At 51.7% G+C, this 18918-nt stretch carries 18 protein-coding genes; 10 read left to right on the top strand and 8 right to left on the bottom strand.

The genetic code is table 11. From position 1 onward, the window contains the following. Positions 1 to 73: 73 nt before the first annotated feature. Together mobB and mobA are read right to left on the bottom strand one after the other, a co-directional pair. Positions 74 to 583: a molybdopterin-guanine dinucleotide biosynthesis protein MobB gene (mobB, locus tag GV764_RS06865; protein WP_161659500.1), complete on the bottom strand. Its 510-nt coding sequence runs from the start codon at positions 581 to 583 to the stop codon at positions 74 to 76. Next, complete coding sequence (gene mobA / locus GV764_RS06870; protein ID WP_328515159.1) at positions 580 to 1158, bottom strand: molybdenum cofactor guanylyltransferase MobA; 579 nt, start codon at positions 1156 to 1158, stop codon at positions 580 to 582. The genes mobB and mobA overlap by 4 nt, the downstream gene beginning before the upstream one ends. A gap of 62 nt (positions 1159 to 1220) precedes the next feature. Here mobA and GV764_RS06875 point away from each other — a divergent pair, with 62 nt between their 5' ends. The 3 genes from GV764_RS06875 (at position 1221) to dsbA (ending at position 3202) form a co-directional block, all read left to right on the top strand. Then, positions 1221 to 1490, top strand: a complete 270-nt coding sequence (locus GV764_RS06875) for a YihD family protein (protein WP_125295054.1) — start codon at positions 1221 to 1223, stop codon at positions 1488 to 1490. A gap of 75 nt (positions 1491 to 1565) precedes the next feature. Next, entirely contained in the window at positions 1566 to 2552 is a 987-nt protein-coding gene (locus GV764_RS06880; protein WP_161659502.1) for a serine/threonine protein kinase, read from the top strand. Between the two features lie 26 nt (positions 2553 to 2578). After that, positions 2579 to 3202 carry a thiol:disulfide interchange protein DsbA gene (dsbA, locus tag GV764_RS06885; protein ID WP_161659503.1) on the top strand — a complete coding sequence of 208 codons (624 nt, stop codon included), beginning with the start codon at positions 2579 to 2581 and terminating at the stop codon, positions 3200 to 3202. A gap of 20 nt (positions 3203 to 3222) precedes the next feature. On the opposite strand, the gene GV764_RS06890 is transcribed toward dsbA, so the two are convergent. Beyond that, positions 3223 to 4131 (bottom strand): acyltransferase, encoded by a 909-nt coding sequence (locus GV764_RS06890; protein WP_161659504.1) that lies wholly within the window; start codon positions 4129 to 4131, stop codon positions 3223 to 3225. 439 nt (positions 4132 to 4570) lie between these two features. On the opposite strand from GV764_RS06890, the gene polA reads away from it, so the two are divergent. Together polA and spfP are read left to right on the top strand one after the other, a co-directional pair. Continuing rightward, the gene (gene polA / locus GV764_RS06895) at positions 4571 to 7357 is read left to right on the top strand and encodes a DNA polymerase I (protein ID WP_161659505.1); all 2787 of its coding nucleotides are present in this window, start codon (positions 4571 to 4573) and stop codon (positions 7355 to 7357) included. A gap of 164 nt (positions 7358 to 7521) precedes the next feature. Next, positions 7522 to 7569: a small protein SpfP gene (gene spfP, locus GV764_RS22390; protein ID WP_071892919.1), complete on the top strand. Its 48-nt coding sequence runs from the start codon at positions 7522 to 7524 to the stop codon at positions 7567 to 7569. Between the two features lie 90 nt (positions 7570 to 7659). On the opposite strand, the gene yihA is transcribed toward spfP, so the two are convergent. Beyond that, positions 7660 to 8295 carry a ribosome biogenesis GTP-binding protein YihA/YsxC gene (gene yihA, locus GV764_RS06900; RefSeq protein ID WP_161659506.1) on the bottom strand — a complete coding sequence of 212 codons (636 nt, stop codon included), beginning with the start codon at positions 8293 to 8295 and terminating at the stop codon, positions 7660 to 7662. 622 nt (positions 8296 to 8917) lie between these two features. Between yihA and yihI the strand changes: the two genes are divergently transcribed. Both yihI and hemN read left to right on the top strand, forming a co-directional pair. Then, positions 8918 to 9424, top strand: a complete 507-nt coding sequence (gene yihI, locus GV764_RS06905; protein WP_161659507.1) for a Der GTPase-activating protein YihI — start codon at positions 8918 to 8920, stop codon at positions 9422 to 9424. 186 nt (positions 9425 to 9610) lie between these two features. Next, positions 9611 to 10984 (top strand): oxygen-independent coproporphyrinogen III oxidase, encoded by a 1374-nt coding sequence (gene hemN / locus GV764_RS06910; protein ID WP_161659508.1) that lies wholly within the window; start codon positions 9611 to 9613, stop codon positions 10982 to 10984. A gap of 36 nt (positions 10985 to 11020) precedes the next feature. Here the strand turns inward: hemN and GV764_RS06915 are convergent, their stop codons facing one another. The 4 genes from GV764_RS06915 to glnA all read right to left on the bottom strand — a co-directional run bounded on the left by GV764_RS06915 (position 11021) and on the right by glnA (position 15324). Continuing rightward, positions 11021 to 11143, bottom strand: a complete 123-nt coding sequence (locus GV764_RS06915; protein WP_161659509.1) for a YshB family small membrane protein — start codon at positions 11141 to 11143, stop codon at positions 11021 to 11023. Between the two features lie 111 nt (positions 11144 to 11254). Then, positions 11255 to 12664: a nitrogen regulation protein NR(I) gene (glnG, locus tag GV764_RS06920; protein ID WP_161659610.1), complete on the bottom strand. Its 1410-nt coding sequence runs from the start codon at positions 12662 to 12664 to the stop codon at positions 11255 to 11257. A gap of 57 nt (positions 12665 to 12721) precedes the next feature. Further along, a complete protein-coding gene (gene glnL, locus GV764_RS06925; RefSeq protein ID WP_125295045.1) occupies positions 12722 to 13771 on the bottom strand; it encodes a nitrogen regulation protein NR(II) in 1050 nt (349 codons plus the stop codon). A 143-nt stretch (positions 13772 to 13914) separates the two neighbouring features. Continuing rightward, entirely contained in the window at positions 13915 to 15324 is a 1410-nt protein-coding gene (gene glnA / locus GV764_RS06930; protein WP_144133062.1) for a glutamate--ammonia ligase, read from the bottom strand. 368 nt (positions 15325 to 15692) lie between these two features. Between glnA and typA the strand changes: the two genes are divergently transcribed. The 3 genes from typA (at position 15693) to GV764_RS06945 (ending at position 18898) form a co-directional block, all read left to right on the top strand. Next, positions 15693 to 17516: a ribosome-dependent GTPase TypA gene (gene typA / locus GV764_RS06935; RefSeq protein WP_161659510.1), complete on the top strand. Its 1824-nt coding sequence runs from the start codon at positions 15693 to 15695 to the stop codon at positions 17514 to 17516. Between the two features lie 191 nt (positions 17517 to 17707). Then, the gene (locus GV764_RS06940) at positions 17708 to 18475 is read left to right on the top strand and encodes a hypothetical protein (protein ID WP_161659511.1); all 768 of its coding nucleotides are present in this window, start codon (positions 17708 to 17710) and stop codon (positions 18473 to 18475) included. Positions 18476 to 18490: 15 nt separating this feature from the next. Continuing rightward, the gene (locus GV764_RS06945; RefSeq protein ID WP_161659512.1) at positions 18491 to 18898 is read left to right on the top strand and encodes a hypothetical protein; all 408 of its coding nucleotides are present in this window, start codon (positions 18491 to 18493) and stop codon (positions 18896 to 18898) included. Positions 18899 to 18918 lie beyond the last annotated feature (20 nt).

The following is an 18918-nucleotide window of genomic DNA, read 5'->3' on the forward strand; positions in this document are numbered from 1 at the left end:
CGGATGGGCTTTTTGCTGTCTGCGATCCAGCAAAAAGCCAGACGGAATGGACATTTCCCCGCCTGACCCATCGTTACTGTTTTTTCAACCATTCCTCAATAAAATTTACTACCTGATTCTCATCGTTAATATCAATAACCGGCAAGCCGTGGTGCACAGCGATATCCGTCACCAGCGCAATGACATACTCATCGCATACCAGCTCGGCAACGCTATGCTTCGTTCCTTCACGGTATAAAAGCAGTTTAGGAATCGCTTCATGCTTAAAGCCTTCCACCAGAATAATATCCAGGGTGCGGTGATCCATTCGGCTTGCCAGATAGTGAAGATCGAGCTGCGCTTCATCCGGCGTTTCGGTCATCAGCGCCCAGCGCTCTGCGCTGGCGACCAGCGTTTGATACGCACCGGCCTTACGTAGCTCATAGCTGTCTTTACCCGGCTTATCGACGTCCATTTTGTGATGGGTATGCTTAATCAGCCCGGTACGAATGCCGCGCTGGTTTAGCGCTGGGATTAGCTTTTTCAGCAGCGTGGTTTTTCCGGTCCCACTCCATCCAGTAATGCCAAGTATCGGCGTCGTCATTTCATCTGCCACTGTTCAAGATCGTCCGGTGTGTTTACGTTTGCAAAGCGGTGCACGCCGTCACTAAACAACACGGCATGGCCACCTGCCTGCGTGAGGAATACCATTACGCGTCTTTCACCACTGGCTAAGTACGCTTTCAGCAACGGTACGACGCGTCTGTTTACCAGGCACAGCGTGGGATGATCGCGCTGCCCATCGTTAACCCAGGCGGCTGGCGCATCATTTATGGCAGCCTGTAAACGCGAAACAACATCGGCAGGAATATTTGGCGTATCGCAGGGGCAAAACAGAAACCATTCGCTTTCTACTGCCTGCATAACAGATAACATTCCCGCCAGCGGCCCCGGAAAATCCGCCAGCGTATCGGTAATCACGCTAAAACCGCTTTGCTGATACTGTTCGATATTGCGGTTGGCGCTAATCACCAGGCTATCAACCTGCGGTAGCAGACGCGACGCAACATGCCGCCATAACGGCTTGCCGTTCAGTAGCACCAAACCTTTGTCCTGGCCGCCCATTCGCATCGCCCGGCCACCGGCGAGCACTGCACCCGTTAATTTCGCCAAAAGTATCGCCTCTTTTATTGTGGGTTTGACCCTGTTAACGTGTCTTTCTCAAAGAAAGGAGCGCCATTATGAAATGCAAACGCCTTAATGAAGTTATCGAATTGCTTCAGCCAGCCTGGCAAAAAGAGCCCGACCTTAATCTGCTGCAATTTTTGCAGAAACTGGCGAAGGAGTCAGGTTTTACCGGCGATCTGGCCGATCTCACCGATGATATCTTGATATATCACCTGAAAATGCGCGATTCCGCGAAAGACGAAGCCATTCCGGGGCTTAAAAAAGATTACGAAGAGGATTTTAAAACGGCACTATTACGCGCGCGCGGCGTCATTAAAGAGTAAAAGCATGTAAGCGAAGCCAACAATACGCTGCCAGAATGATATTCTGAAGCATTAGCCGTATTTTTGGATAACGGAATGACAGATAACGCTTTTACATTCCAGACGTTACACCCGGATATCATTATGGATGCCTTATTTGAACAGGGCATCCGCGTTGATTCCGGGCTAACGCCGTTGAACAGCTATGAGAACCGCGTTTACCAGTTTCAGGATGAAGATCGCAAACGCTATGTTGTGAAGTTCTATCGTCCGCAGCGCTGGACGACTGCGCAGATCCTCGAAGAACACGCTTTTGCACGGGAATTAGCCGCCGATGAGATCCCGCTGGCTGCGCCGTTGATGCTTAACGGCACGACGTTGCCTGAATACCAGGGCTATCGTTTCGCCGTTTTCCAAAGCCTTGGCGGTCGCCAGTATGAAACCGATAATCTCGATCAAATGGAATGGGTAGGGCGCTATCTGGGCCGCATCCATCAGGTTGGCCGTCGCGCCCTGTTCCAGCATCGCCCGTCGATCGGCATCAATGAATATCTTCTTGAACCACGTACCCTGCTGGCCGCCTCCCCTCTGGTTCCCGCTGCGTTGAAAGACGCCTTTTTAAGCGCGACAGATGCCCTGATCGATGCGGTCCGCGTCCGCTGGGGAGAAAATACAGAAACGCTGAGATTACATGGGGATTGCCATCCCGGTAATATTCTCTGGCGCGACGGGCCGCTGTTTGTCGATCTGGATGATGCGCGCAACGGCCCGGCCGTACAGGATTTATGGATGCTGTTAAACGGTGATAAAGCCGAACAGCGCATGCAGCTCGAAACTATCATTGAAGCGTATGAAGAATTTACTTCCTTTGATATGAGCGAGCTGACTCTAATTGAACCGTTACGCGCGATGCGTATGGTTTATTACCTGGCGTGGTTAATTCGACGCTGGGAAGATCCTGCGTTCCCTCGTAACTTCCCCTGGCTTGAAGAGGAAGATTACTGGCGCAGGCAAACGGCAACATTTCACGAGCAGGTACGGGTTCTCAACGAACCCCCATTGCAGTTAACGCCGATGTATTAATCTGTATATTCAGGAGAGAGTTGAAGATGAAAAAAGTATTACTGGCGCTGGCGGGGATGATTCTGGCTTTTAGCGCTACAGCTGCCCAAATCACCGACGGCAAACAGTACATTACGCTCGAAAAACCCGTCGCCGGCGAACCGCAAGTGCTTGAGTTTTTCTCATTCTATTGCCCGCACTGCTATCAGTTTGAAGAAGTGATCCACGTTTCCGATAACGTGAAAAAGAAACTGCCGGAAGGCACCAAAATGACCAAGTACCACGTCGAATTCCTGGGGCCGTTGGGTAAAGACCTGACTCAGGCCTGGGCGGTCGCAATGGCGTTGGGCGTGGAAGACAAAATTACTGCGCCGATGTTTGATGCCGTTCAGAAAACCCAAACCGTACAGACCGTAGCGGATATCCGTAAAGTCTTTATCGATGCCGGTGTGAAAGGCGAGGAGTACGATGCCGCGTGGAACAGCTTCGTGGTGAAATCTCTGGTCGCTCAGCAGGAAAAAGCAGCAGCCGATCTTGAACTGCGTGGCGTACCGGCGATGTTTGTTAACGGCAAATATCAGCTGAACCCGCAGGGTATGGAGACCAGCAACATGGACGCCTTTGTTCAGCAATATGCGGATACCGTGAAATTCCTGGTCGAAAAGAAATAATATCCACATGAAAAAGCCGGTCACTGACCGGCTTTTTTGTATTGTTGTTTTATTGTCTCGAGCTGATTGTCTTTCTCGCGCCACACTGCATTAAGCCAGAGCTGAAATTGTCGTTTGAAGTTTTTATCGTTGACATAATCGCCGTGCAATTCCTCCGCCACCGGTAATAAATCAATCCTCACCACAATACGCGTCAGTTTACCGCTCAGCATATCGAAAAAAGGCGTTGCGTTATTTTCCGGGTAACACAGCGTGACGTTAAGCATCTTGTCGAATTGCGAGCCAAGAACATTAAGCGCCATAGCGATACCCGCTGCTTTTGGTGGCAGCAAATGCTTAAAGGGTGAGCGTAATTGCTGGCTTTTTGCTTCAGTGAAACGCGAGCCTTCAACGAAATTGACGATAGTCGTCGGATGATGGCGAAACTTTTCGCAGGAACGCCGAGTAGTTTCTACATCTTTGCCGCGCCGTTCAGGGTGACGCAACAAATAGCTGCGGGAATAACGGCGCATAAACGGCATATCCAGCGCCCAGCAAGCCAGACCAATAAATGGGATCCAGGCAAGCTGCTGTTTAAGGAAATATTTGTTCATTGGGATGTGTTTGCGGAACAAAACACACAGCACCACAATATCGGCCCAGCTGTGATGATTGCAAATGAGCAGATACCAGTTTTTTTTGTTGAGTCCTTCAAGTCCCTCAACATCCCATTTTAAATGCGGGTTCAGTTTTAACAGTGCGGCGAGTCCTTCGCACCAACAAAACATCATGAAATTGCAGAAAGCTGAGATTGTTCGCCAGACTGCAGGAAATGGTATTAATAGCTTTACGATCCCGGCAAGGATGATTGGCACAGAGCAGAAAATCGTGACTAAAATAGTCAGCGCGATACTTAAAAACAGCGTTATCGCAGCAATCAATCTCGACATAATGATTATATTCATGGAGTTATAGGAAGCAGTGCGCTGAAAATGCGCACAAGCGGGGGATTTTATCAGAAATCCCGGTTTGATGACGAACCGAAACGTTACGGTATTTGAATTTACGGAAAGCGTCGGATTTATCAGCGATTTAACAACCTTTGCGATATTTTATATCCACAATAATCAAACGATCGAGAAGGAAATATCCCGGATCAATGATTTGCTGTAATTGCATGATATCAATGATTTTTTTAATTGAATCCAGCGTTGTTTTTATATATGCATTTATTCTAAAAACTTTTGTACACACAGTTATCCACAGGTTGATCCTGCGAGAGAGGTCGAGGATCGTTAATTCTTTCATGCATATTGGTCTGAAAAATTCATATTTCTGCGCCAGCTATGGCATCCTTTAGGGATAACGTAAACATCAGGCACGGACATTATGGTTCAGATCCCAGAAAATCCTCTTATCCTCGTTGATGGCTCTTCTTACCTGTATCGGGCCTATCACGCCTTCCCACCGCTGACCAATAGTGCAGGCGAGCCGACCGGGGCAATGTACGGCGTTCTTAATATGCTGCGTAGCCTGTTAATGCAGTATCAACCCACTCACGCGGCGGTGGTTTTTGACGCCAAAGGCAAAACCTTTCGTGATGAGCTGTTTGAGCATTACAAATCGCATCGACCGCCGATGCCTGACGATCTCCGTGCGCAGATCGAGCCGCTGCACGCCATGGTTAAGGCCATGGGTCTACCGCTGTTGGCGGTTTCCGGCGTAGAGGCAGACGACGTCATCGGCACTCTGGCGCGTGAAGCGGAAAAAGCGGGCCGTCCGGTGCTGATCAGCACCGGCGACAAAGACATGGCGCAGCTGGTTACGCCGGGCATTACGCTCATTAACACCATGACCAATATCATTCTCGGTCCAGAAGAAGTGGTCACTAAATACGGCGTGCCGCCGGAATTGATTATCGATTTCCTGGCGCTGATGGGCGATTCCTCGGATAACATTCCGGGCGTGCCTGGCGTGGGTGAGAAAACTGCGCAGGGGCTGCTGCAAGGCCTGGGTGGGCTGGATACGCTGTTTGCCGAGCCGGAAAAAATCGCTGGCCTGAGCTTCCGGGGCGCCAAAACCATGGCCGCTAAGCTTGCCGATCATAAAGAGGTGGCATACCTCTCTTACCAGCTCGCCACCATCAAAACCGATGTGGAGCTTGAACTGACGTGCGATCAACTTGAAGTAAAACAGCCAACGGCGGATGTGCTGGTCGATCTGTTCAAGAAATATGAATTCAAGCGCTGGACCGCAGATGTTGAAGCCGGTAAATGGCTGCAGGCGAAAGGCGCGAGACCTGCGGCGAAACTGCCAGAAACTCTCGTTATCAACGAAGAGCCTGACGAACCGGCTGTGGCTCTCTCATATGACAACTACGTCACCATTCTGGATGAGAAAACGCTCACCGAGTGGATTGCCCGTCTTGAGAAAGCCCCGGTCTTTGCCTTTGATACCGAAACGGATAGTCTGGACAACCACTCTGCGCGCCTGGTGGGCTTCTCGTTCGCAACCGAACCGGGGATTGCGGCTTATGTGCCGGTGGCGCACGATTATATTGATGCGCCGGAGCAGCTGACCTGTGAACGCGTACTGGAATTACTTAAGCCGCTGCTTGAAAGTGAAAGCGCCCGTAAAGTCGGGCAAAACCTCAAATACGATCGCGGCGTGTTGCAGAATTACGGCATTGAACTGCGCGGTATCGCCTTCGACACCATGCTGGAGTCGTATATTCTGGATAGCGTAGCGGGCCGTCATGATATGGATAGCCTGGCCGATCGCTGGCTGAAGCATAAAACCATCACGTTTGAACAGATTGCCGGAAAAGGCAAAAACCAGCTGACGTTTAACCAGATCGCGCTGGAAGAAGCAGGGCGCTATGCCGCCGAGGATGCAGACGTCACGCTGCAGCTGCACCTTAAAATGTGGCCGAAGCTGGAGAAAGAAAAAGGGCCGCGCCACGTTTTTGAAACCATCGAAATGCCGCTGGTGCCGGTCCTGTCGCGCGTTGAACGTAACGGTGTGAAAATCGATCCAGCGGTATTGCACCGCCATTCGGAAGAATTAACGCTACGCCTGGCCGAGCTGGAGCAAAAAGCCCATGACATCGCCGGCGAACCGTTCAATCTCTCGTCCACCAAACAGCTGCAAACCATTCTGTTTGAAAAGCAGGGTATCAAGCCGCTGAAGAAAACGCCTGGCGGCGCGCCGTCCACGTCGGAAGAGGTGCTGGAAGAGCTGGCGCTGGATTACCCGCTGCCGAAAGTGATTCTGCAATATCGCGGGCTGGCTAAACTCAAATCCACCTACACCGATAAACTTCCGTTGATGATTAACCCCAAGACCGGGCGCGTGCATACCTCCTATCATCAGGCGGTAGCGGCTACCGGCCGGCTTTCGTCTACCGATCCAAACCTGCAGAATATTCCGGTGCGCAATGAAGAAGGACGCCGAATTCGCCAGGCATTTATTGCGCCAGAAGACTACGTGATCGTTTCTGCGGACTACTCGCAAATCGAACTGCGCATTATGGCGCACCTTTCCCGCGATAAAGGCTTACTGAGCGCCTTTGCGGAAGGCAAGGATATTCACCGCGCCACGGCAGCGGAAGTGTTTGGCTTGCCGCTGGAAAGCGTCTCCGGCGAACAGCGCCGCAGCGCCAAAGCGATCAACTTCGGGCTGATCTATGGCATGAGCGCATTTGGCCTGTCGCGCCAGCTCAATATTCCGCGCAAAGAATCGCAAAAGTATATGGACCTCTACTTCGAGCGCTACCCTGGCGTGCGTGAATATATGGAGCGTACCCGCCAGCAGGCGAAAGAACAGGGCTATGTTGAAACGCTGGATGGCCGCCGTCTGTATCTTCCGGACATCAAATCCAGTAACGCAGCCCGCCGTGCCGGTGCAGAGCGTGCGGCGATCAACGCGCCAATGCAGGGCACCGCCGCAGACATCATCAAACGCGCCATGATTGCCGTAGACGCCTGGCTTGAGAAAGAGCAGCCGCGCGTCAAACTGATCATGCAGGTACACGATGAACTGGTGTTTGAAGTGCACAAAGAGGATGTGCAAACCGTGTCTGAGAAGATCCATGAGCTAATGGAAAACAGTATGAAACTGGATGTGCCGTTGCTGGTGGAAGTGGGCAGCGGTGAAAACTGGGATCAGGCTCACTGATAAATGCGCCGCAAAGTCATTTTTCTGTAACTTAGCAACATAACTTATCGCTTTTTGTGATGACGCTTTGAATTCAGAATGTAAAGATTGAAAAAAAATTACAAAAATACTTTGTGGCGTGGAAAAAAGGTAGTAGAGTTAAACGCGTAGGGTACAGAGGTAAGATGTTCTATCTTTCAGACCTTTTACTTCACGTAATCGGATTTGGCTGAATATTTAGCCGCCCCAGTCATCTCATGACTGGGGCGTTTTTTATTGCCTGAAAAAAAGTTTCGAGGGTACGGGTTGCCCCGTACGCCTGCTTATTCTTCGGCCTGCGCGTCTTCCGTTACCGGCGTCAGGTCGCTAAACCAGCTGTCCAGTTTCTGACGCAGCTTATCAACGCCCAGTTTCTTCAGTGACGAAAACGCTTCAACCTGCACATCGCCGTTAAAGGCGATAACCGCTTCCCGCACCATATTGAGCTGCGCTTTACGCGCGCCGCTGGCCAGCTTGTCAGCTTTGGTCAGCAGCACCAGCACCGGGATTTGGCTTTCTACAGCCCAGTGAATCATCTGCTGATCGAGATCCTTCAGCGGATGGCGGATATCCATCAGCACCACCAGACCCTGCAAACACTGACGCGCCTGCAAATATTCACCCAGCGCGCGCTGCCATTTGAGCTTCATCTCTTCCGGGACTTCGGCATAACCGTAGCCGGGCAGGTCGACCAGGCGTTTGCCTTCCGCTACCTGGAACAGGTTGATTAGCTGCGTACGGCCAGGGGTTTTACTGGTTCTGGCCAGGCTTTTTTGATTGGTTAAGGTATTAAGCGCACTTGATTTCCCTGCGTTCGAGCGGCCTGCGAAAGCCACTTCAATGCCGGTATCGGAAGGCAAGTGGCGAATATCAGGCGCACTGGTCACAAAATGCGTCTGTTGATAGTTCCAGTTAGTCAAAGGTCGTCTCCATCAGGACAAGCGATGAAGGGATTATACCTGAACCCCTGCGAAAGGCGGGGTTCTTAAATCCAGGCTTACACGATATTCCCGATGCGTTGTAAGAGATTGCGGATTTAAACCCTGAGAAAAGCAGGGCTAATCTTTACATGCATTTAAAATAAATGTTTATAAATCATGGGGATATTTTAATAAGACCACTCTTAAAAATGGTAGATTGCTGTGCCTGCGACTTGTCTCATTATTCTAAAAAGGTAAAGTAGTCAGCGCGGGCAAGGATGACCCCGGAATAAAGTTCAGGAACGTCAGGGCGACGAAGAACAGGATACGGCTGGAGAGCCAGCGTCATAAGACGTCACAAGGAAAAGGACACACACGGAGCGTTGTTTGCTAACGGAAAGACAGGGTGGTTGGTAGCAAGCCAGGACGAGCGCAAAGTTAAGAGAAAAGGCGACAGCAAAACTGTCGCCTTTTCTCTTTTCTGCGTTTCTGATAGATTCCGCCGCAATTCTCATCATCATAAATAAACCGTCTCTCACATATCGATTAATTACCCATAATGTAAGAAGCGGCTTGAAGTATGATGTCATTATTCTCGTAAATGGCTTAAGACGACCCCGATATGAAGCAACCAACCTCCAGACGCCCTGCGAAAGCGCGTCGTAAAACACGCGAAGAGCTGAACCAGGAAGGGCGCGAACGTAAGCGCCAGAAAAAACACAGCGGCCACGCGCCAGGCAGCCGCGCATCCGGCGTTGCAGCAGACGCGAAAAACGTTCGCAGCGGCCAGAAAAAAGATCCGCGCATCGGTAGCAAAACCCCCATTCCGTTGGGCGTGACAGAAGCGCCTGTATCTAAGCAGCAGAAACCGAAGAGTGAGAAGAAACCTATGCTTTCACCGCAGGCCGAACTGGATATGCTGGAAAATGACGAGCGTCTGGATGGATTACTGGAGCGTCTTGAAGAAGGGGAAACCCTGAGCAAAGCCGATCAGGAATGGGTCGACGCGAAACTGGATCGTATTGATGAGCTGATGCAGCAGCTTGGTCTCTCCTGGGATGATGAGGACGAGGAAGAAGACGAAAACCGCGGCGACGATTTGATGCGTCTGCTCAAGGGCGGCAACTGATCGGCACGCTATGGGCCTGCCCGTTCTGATCGTTGTCCTGCCAATAGTATGTTATCTGGTGTGGTTATTCGTTAAACTACAGCGGTTGTCGCGCCGTCAAACGCGGTTGCGCAACCGGCTCATCGCCCGTGGTGCTGGTGGGACCGTTCAGCGTACCCGCCAAAGACATCATCGGAAGGAGTGAGCATGTCTGTGCAGTTGATCGACTGGGATCTGGCCCTTATCCAGAAATATAACTATTCCGGGCCGCGATATACCTCTTATCCTACCGCGCTTGAATTTTCCGACCAGTACGGCGAAAGCCAGTTCCACCAGGCGGTGGCGCGCTATCCCGATCGCCCGCTGTCGCTGTATGTGCATATCCCGTTCTGCCATAAGCTCTGCTATTTCTGCGGCTGCAATAAAATCGTTACCCGCCAGCAACATAAAGCCGATCAGTATCTGGATGCGCTGGAGCAGGAGATTATTCACCGCGCGCCGCTGTTTGCGGGCCGCACCGTTAAGCAACTGCACTGGGGCGGCGGCACGCCCACCTACCTGAACAAAGCGCAAATCAGCCGTCTGATGAATCTGCTGCGCGGCGCATTCAACTTCAGCAACGAGATGGAAATTTCCATTGAAGTTGACCCGCGTGAAATTGAGCTGGATGTGCTCGATCACCTGCGCGCCGAAGGCTTTAACCGTCTCAGCATGGGCGTGCAGGATTTCAACAAAGAAGTACAGCGTCTGGTGAACCGCGAGCAGGACGAAGCGTTTATCTTCGCGCTGTTGAACCACGCGCGGGAAATTGGCTTTACTTCGACCAATATCGATCTGATTTATGGCCTGCCGAAGCAGACGCCGGAAAGCTTCGCTTATACGCTGCAACGCGTGGCGGAACTCAACCCGGATCGCCTGAGCGTATTTAACTATGCGCATCTGCCGACGCTGTTTGCCGCCCAGCGTAAAATTAAAGAGGCCGATTTACCCACGGCCCAGCAGAAGCTGGATATTTTGCAGCAAACCATCGGATCGCTGATGCAGGCCGGCTATCAGTTTATCGGCATGGACCATTTTGCCCGTCCGGATGACGAGCTGGCGATCGCCCAGCGCGAAGGTGTGCTGCACCGCAATTTCCAGGGCTACACCACCCAGGGCGACACCGATTTGCTCGGCCTTGGCGTGTCGGCGATCAGCATGATTGGCGACAGCTACGCGCAGAACTACAAAGAGCTGAAGCAGTATTACCAGTATGTCGATGAGCGCGGCGACGCTCTGTGGCGTGGTCTGGCGCTCACCCGCGACGACTGCATCCGCCGTGACGTTATCAAAGCGCTGATCTGTAACTTCCGTCTCGATTTTTCCGCGGTTGAGCAGCAGTGGCAGCTGAATTTCGGCGACTACTTCGCTGAGGATGTGAATCTGTTAGCGCCGCTGGCGAAAGATGGGCTGGTGGACATTGACGAGAAAGGCATCCAGGTGACGCCGAAAGGCCGGTTGTTAATCCGCAACATCTGCATGTGCTTTGACGTTTATCTGCGTCAGAAGGCGCGGATGCAGCAGTTCTCACGCGTTATCTAAAACAATCCCCTCACCGGTCCGGTTGAGGGGATGGTCTCAGCTAAACAGCCCAAGCAGTGCCGCACAGAGTATAGCCGCGACGGCGGTGTGCGGCGTCTGGCTTGCCGCTGCGCCTACTTCTGCGCTGCTTGACACAAAATGAATTAATGATTCCAGCATGATTTTTCCCTCGCGTGAACGCGCGTGATCATACTGAAGTTGTTAATACAGTAAAGTACAAAATTGCAGCAATTTGCGCTCAATGGCCCCTCTTTACACAGCGGCGCGGCGCTACTCCATACCCAACTCTTTCAGCTTACGCGTCAGGGTGTTGCGGCCCCAGCCTAATAGCCTCGCCGCTTCCTGTTTATGGCCCTGCGTGTGACGCAACGCCGTGGTTAACAGCGTGCGTTCCATTTCGGGTTGCGCTTCAGAAAGCAGGTTTTGATGGCCGGAACGCAGCGCGCGATCCGCCCACTGCGCCAGCAGCGTCGCCCAGCTGTCCGGCAGCGTCTGGCTCGGGCTGTCAGGCACCGTGGCTTCAAACAGTTCCCCCGGCAGATCCTGAATCAACACTTCCTGGCCAGCCGCCATGACCGTCAGCCAACGGCAGGTGTTTTCAAGCTGACGCACATTGCCCGGCCAGGCGAGACGCGTCAGCGCCGCTTCGGTTTCCGGATGCAGCAGCTTGGCTTCTACGCCCAGTTCCCGCGCGGCGACCTGCAAAAAGTGGCGCGCCAGGCGCGGAATATCTTCCCGGCGCTCGCGCAGCGGCGGTAAATGCACGCGGATTACGTTCAGGCGATGGAACAAATCTTCACGAAATTTGCCTTCCTGAACCCGTAGCTCCAGGTTCTGGTGGGTGGCGGCGATAATTCGTACGTCCACCTTCACCGGCGCATAGCCGCCGACGCGGTAAAACTGCCCGTCCGCCAGCACGCGCAATAAACGGGTCTGAACGTCCAGCGGCATATCGCCGATTTCATCAAGAAACAGCGTGCCGCCGTCGGCCTGCTCAAACCGCCCCTGGCGAATTTGATTCGCGCCGGTAAACGCGCCTTTCTCATGGCCGAACAGCTCTGATTCAATCAGATCTTTGGGGATTGCGGCCATATTCAGCGCGATAAACGGTGATTTCGCGCGCGGGCTATGGCGATGCAGCGCGTGGGCCACCAACTCTTTCCCGGTGCCCGATTCGCCGTTAATCAGCACGCTGATCGACGAACGCGACAAGCGGCCAATAATGCGGAATACGTCCTGCATCGCCGGGGCTTCGCCAATAATATCGGTAGTGGGGCCGCTGACCGGCGCATTGCGCGGCTGCTGCTGTTCCTGATAGTGGCTGATGGCGCGTTCAACCAGCGCCACCGCTTCGTCGATATCGAACGGTTTAGGAAGATAATCGAACGCGCCCTGCTGATAGGCGCTCACCGCGGCATCCAGATCGGAATGCGCGGTCATTATGATGACCGGGAGCATCGGATGGCGCTGTTTGATCTGCTTAAGCAACGCCAGCCCATCCATGCCCGGCATACGGATATCCGATAACAGCACGTCCGGGGTTTTGGTGGTTAACGCATCGAGCACCTCGTTCCCGCTTTCAAATGTCGTGCAGTGCAATCCGGCGCCGGTGAGCGCTCGCTCCAGCACCCAGCGGATGGAGCTATCGTCATCAACGATCCAGACAATCCCTCGTTGCATAAACACCTCGATATACGCGTTATCGTTCAGTCCAGCCAAACCTGAACGACTCGGCGGCTATTTTCTAATGGGAAGGTATACCGAGAATTCGGTATGACCCGGCCAACTGGTAAATTCGATTTTTCCCGAATGCTGGTCGATAAGATTGCGGGCAATAGACAGCCCCAACCCGGTGCCGCCTTCGCGGCCGCTGACCATCGGGTAAAACAGCGTGTCCTGCAAATGGGCCGGAATACCCGGGCCGTTGTCTTCCACATCAATACGCGCCGCCAGTCGGTAGCGCACGCCGTGCAGCGTTAGCTGGAATGCCGTGCGGGTGCGCAACGTGATTTCGCCACCGTCGCTCCCCAGCGCCTGCAGCGCGTTGCGCACAATATTCAGCAGCACCTGTTCAATTTGATCGGGATCGTGCGCCAGTTCCGGCAGGCTGGGGTCGTAATCACGGATCAGCGTGACGTTCTCGGGCAGCTCCATCGACACCAGTTTCACCACGCGCTCCGCCACCTTATGGATGCTTTCCGTCACGTGCATCCCCGGCTGTTGCGGGCCAAGCAGCCTGTCGACCAGATTACGCAGCCGGTCGGCCTGCTCGATAATGACTTTGGTGTACTCCGTCAGCGACGGATCGGGTAGCGCTTTACTCAACAATTGCGCAGCGCCGCGCAAACCGCCGAGCGGATTTTTAATTTCATGCGCCAGGCCGCGCACTAAATCGCGCGCGGCGATCTGTTGCGCGTGCTGCAACTGCTCCTGGCTCAGGCGGCGCTGGTTATCCATCGGCGCCATTTCCAGCAGGATCAGCGTATCCGGCAAGCGCTGGGCGGTCAGGGAAAGAATGTGCGAACGCCCGTCGATCACCAGCGTCACTTCGTTATCGGTAAACCCCTGGCCCGCGTTGAGGCTCTCCTGCATCAGCGCGATATTGAGCGAAAAATAGCTCAGCAGTTCCGGCAGCGGCGTGCCGTACAGTTTGCGCGAGCTTTGGGCGAGCAACTGCTGGGCGGCAGGGTTGGCGTAATGGACAGCCAGCTCGTCATCCACCAGCAAAATGCTGTTAATCAAAGAATTGAGGATCTGCCCAGCATCGGGCAGCATGCCTGTTGCCATTTAGCCGTCTCCGAAAAGTTGCACCAATTTAGTGCAGTATAGCGTTAGGCGGGCAAAAAGCCTCTAAAATCAGCTTATTGGTGGAGAAAAAAGCCCATCCGAAGATGGGCTAAAATTCCACGGCAACATTAACGACTACAAAATTAAACGCTGTAGTACAGCTCAAATTCTACCGGGTGCGGGGTCATGCGCACGCGGTCATCTTCTTCACGACGCAGAGCGATGTAGGCATCGATAGCTTCGTCAGTGAATACGCCGCCAGCAGTCAGGAACTCGCGGTCCAGATCCAGCTCGTTCAGTGCTTCTTCCAGAGAGCCTGCAACCTGCGGGATTTCTTTCGCTTCTTCCGGCGGCAGGTCATACAGGTTTTTATCCATGGCTTCGCCCGGATGGATTTTGTTCTTGATACCGTCAAGGCCAGCCATCAGCAGCGCGGCGAAGCACAGGTACGGGTTAGCCGCCGGGTCCGGAAAACGCACTTCGATACGACGCGCTTTCGGAGACGCGACCACCGGAATACGGATGGAGGCGGAACGGTTACGGGCAGAGTAAGCCAGCATAACCGGCGCTTCGTAACCCGGGACCAGACGCTTGTAGGAGTTGGTGGTCGGGTTAGACAGGGCGTTGATCGCTTTAGCGTGTTTGATTACGCCGCCGATGTAGTACAGCGCCTGCTCAGACAGACCCGCATATTTGTCGCCAGAGAACAGGTTGGTGCCGTTCTTGGACAGGGACATGTGGCAGTGCATACCGGAGCCGTTATCGCCGAACATCGGTTTTGGCATAAAGGTCGCGGTTTTGCCGAAGCGGTGCGCCACGTTGTGCACCACATATTTGTAGATCTGAATTTCGTCTGCTTTTTTGGTCATGGTGTTGAAGCGGGTAGCCACTTCGTTCTGGCCGGCAGTCGCCACTTCGTGGTGGTGAGCTTCAACAACCAGACCCATTTCTTCCATGGTCAGACACATAACAGAACGGATGTCCTGCGCTGAGTCGACTGGCGGAACCGGGAAATAACCGCCTTTCACACCCGGACGGTGGCCTTTGTTGCCGCCTTCGTATTTGGTGGAGGAGTTCCATGCGCCTTCGATATCGTCGATAGCCACGTGAGAACCGGAAATGGAGCTGCCGAAACGGATGTCATCGAACAGGAAGAATTCCGGCTCTGGCCCGAACAGCACGGTATCCGCGATACCGGTGGAGCGCAGGTACTCTTCAGCGCGCTTAGCGATAGAACGCGGGTCGCGGTCGTAACCCTGCATGGTGCCCGGCTCAAGGATATCGCAACGGATGATCAGGGTCGGTTCTTCGTAGAACGGGTCCAGCACAGCGGTGGAGGCGTCAGGCATCAGCACCATGTCAGATTCGTTGATGCCTTTCCAGCCACCAATCGAGGAGCCATCAAACATTTTGCCTTCTTCGAAGAAGTCAGCATTAACCTGATGGGAAGGGATTGTGACGTGCTGCTCTTTACCTTTGGTATCAGTGAAGCGCAGATCAACAAACTTCACTTCATGTTCATTCAGCATCGTCAGAATGTGTTCGGCGGACATACTTACTCTCCCGGATTGGTCATCGTCGTCGTGGAATTGCACTGCTCAACAGTTGGTGTTTTCACCCTGTTTTTGATAAAGCGAAATCTGTGCCAACTTTCAAATTACCCTAAAAAGGCGCTATTATGCGCACCATAGTGCAAAAGGGCTGCACCAGGATGGATATCTTGCACCAATACAGTGCTCACAGGTGAATAATGAGCACTGTATTGGTGCAATTTTCGTTGGGCGCTCTCTTTTTTGCTTCGTGAAACCGATCACAATCCCTTACTGTTCATATTGTTTGTAAAGGTTCTTTGTGATCCTGTTTAGTCCTTCGATTAATACGTGTACAATAACGCGCTATTTCTAATGCCTGAGGCAAAGTTGTGATCGAAAATCTGCGTAACATCGCCATCATTGCGCACGTTGACCATGGGAAAACGACCCTGGTTGACAAGCTGCTGCAGCAATCCGGTACGTTCAGCGAACGTGCTGAGACCACAGAACGTGTGATGGACTCCAACGATTTGGAGAAAGAGCGTGGGATTACCATCCTCGCTAAAAACACCGCTATCAAATGGAATGACTACCGTATCAATATCGTTGATACCCCAGGGCACGCCGACTTCGGTGGAGAAGTTGAACGTGTTATGTCCATGGTGGATTCAGTACTGCTGGTTGTGGATGCAATGGATGGCCCAATGCCGCAGACCCGCTTTGTAACCAAAAAAGCGTTTGCCCACGGGTTGAAGCCAATTGTTGTTATCAACAAGGTTGACCGTCCTGGCGCGCGTCCTGACTGGGTTGTGGATCAGGTGTTCGACCTGTTCGTCAACCTCGACGCGACTGACGAGCAACTGGACTTCCCGATTATTTATGCTTCAGCGCTGATGGGTATCGCAGGCAACGATCACACCGATATGGCGGAAGATATGACCCCGCTGTATCAGGCGATTGTTGACCACGTACCGGCGCCAAACGTTGACCTCGACGGTCCGTTCCAGATGCAGATCTCCCAGCTCGATTACAACAACTATGTTGGCGTTATCGGCATCGGTCGCATCAAGCGCGGTAAAGTGAAACCTAACCAGCAGATCACCCTGATCGACAGCGAAGGCAAAACCCGTAACGGTAAAGTCGGTAAAGTTCTGACCCACCTCGGCCTGGAGCGTATTGAATCCACCGAAGCGGAAGCAGGCGATATCATCGCGATCACCGGTCTGGGCGAGCTGAATATCTCCGACACGCTGTGCGATCCGCAAAACGTGGAAGCGCTGCCGGCCCTGTCTGTTGACGAGCCGACCGTGACCATGTTCTTCAACGTCAACACTTCGCCGTTCTGCGGTAAAGAAGGTAAGTTCGTGACCTCTCGTCAGATCCTTGAGCGTCTGAACAAAGAGCTGGTGCACAACGTGGCGCTGCGCGTTGAAGAAACCGAAGACTCCGATGCGTTCCGCGTATCCGGTCGTGGCGAACTGCACCTGTCGGTACTGATCGAAAACATGCGTCGTGAAGGCTTCGAACTGGCTGTGTCCCGTCCGAAAGTTATTAACCGCATGATTGACGGCCGCATGCAGGAACCGTTCGAAAACGTGACCCTGGATATCGAAGAGCAGCACCAGGGCGCGGTAATGCAAGCCATGGGCGAGCGTAAAGGCGATGTTAAGGACATGATCCCTGACGGCAAAGGCCGTATTCGTCTGGATTACCTGATTCCGGCGCGTGGCCTGATCGGTTTCCGTACCGAGTTCATGACCATGACTTCCGGTACCGGTCTGCTGTACTCCACCTTCAGCCACTACGACGACGTGCGTCCGGGCGAAATCGGCCAGCGTAACAACGGCGTGCTGATCTCTAACGGCCAGGGCAAAGCGGTTGCGTTTGCGCTGTTCGGTTTGCAGGATCGCGGCAAGCTGTTCCTGGGCCACGGCGCGGAAGTGTACGAAGGCCAGATTATCGGTATTCACAGCCGTTCCAACGACCTGACCGTTAACTGCCTGACCGGTAAGAAACTGACCAACATGCGCGCGTCCGGCACGGACGAAGCCACGGTTCTGGTTCCGCCGATCAAAATGTCTCTGGAACAGGCGCTTGAGTTTATCGATGATGACGAACTGGTCGAAGTGACCCCGACGTCCATCCGTATCCGTAAACGTCATCTGACTGAAAACGATCGTCGTCGCGCCAGCCGTGGTTCGAAAGAAGACTAATTAATTTATAAGATATAAAAGCCCGGATAGATTTATTTCTACCCGGGCTTTTTTTTGATTTTTATCATATTTATAGTTTTTAGTATTAACCTTTCTTCATAACAATATTTTAAATCTTCATAATAGTATATTAATTGCTTGATTATGTTATTAATGATAATTTGACTTATATATAGAGAGATATTTATATAATGGCTGGGTATATTTTAGGTGAAAAAGATCCAGACTATCAGCAGGACTATGGGTCTGGTGCATGGTGTAACCTGTGTTTATCAAGCCCATCTAATTCGGATGGGCTATCAACCGTAGCGCAAAGTATCATTCAGGTTTTGAATGATAAAGGGATTGAAGACTATGCGTATGTATTAAAATTTATAAAGTATCGCTATCCCACAGCGGTGGATCATCTTAAACATTATTTCGAAAATCCTTTGCAAGGAAGAGAAGATATTCATTATGATTTTGAAATGATGAATTATTTTATGAGTAAATCCCGGGGATTAAGAAACATCTTTGAGAAAGAGTTAAAAGAAGCACAAGCATTTTGTGAAGAGATAGCCTCTTCTCTATCTCCAGGTATTTATAAAATAACATCATCAGCTGTTTCACATGGTGACTTCAGAGAGGATAGCGCCGATCTTTTCTATGCCATTGGTGGATATCAATGTTGGGGGAAAGGTGAGCTTACTATCAAAGAAATAGCGCACACACGCCATTTGTCCATCGCCGGTAAAATGATGGAAAGAGGAAAATATGAATATAACCTTCTGTTTACTTTCGTATTCTTTGACAGATATAACTGGAATATAACAAGCAGTAAATCAAGAGGTGTTTTATTAGGAGGTTTAATTCCAGTAGATGATAGTGCTATGGGGCGGTTTCATCAAATGGGTGCGGCAAGGGAGTATAATATCTGGGGTGAGTTGCAGAAAAACCTTGTCTGGGCTGAAAGTTTTTAAGGGAAGGTAATATAAATGCAAAAATTTTTTGTTGGATTATATATACTCCTTATAAATATACTTTCCTTTTCTTTAGTGATTTTTACGATATACATTATATTAACTTTTTTTGCAAATATAAAAAGAAACAGTGAGTTGATTGCTGTGCAATGGTGCGATGTATTTCATCAGCACGCTCTTTGGGAGAATCAGTACCGTGGGGTTTATATTTATATGGAAGATGCTGATGATGGCGGCGTAAATATTAAAGGACAACTCTTTAATGGCAGGAACTATAGTATTTGGAATTCTTATAGACTTTATTTTACAGACATAATTGCGAAGGAAAAGAATGCGCAAAAGGCAAGGGAGAAATGGAGTAAGGTGACATGCCTTGGTAACGGTGAAGCGCTTGTAGGTGATGCTCAATATTTAATTCATTAACGCGATGAGAGAATAATAAA

Origin of the sequence: Atlantibacter hermannii (genome assembly GCF_009907385.1) — a bacterium.
Lineage (GTDB): Bacteria > Pseudomonadota > Gammaproteobacteria > Enterobacterales > Enterobacteriaceae > Atlantibacter > Atlantibacter hermannii_A.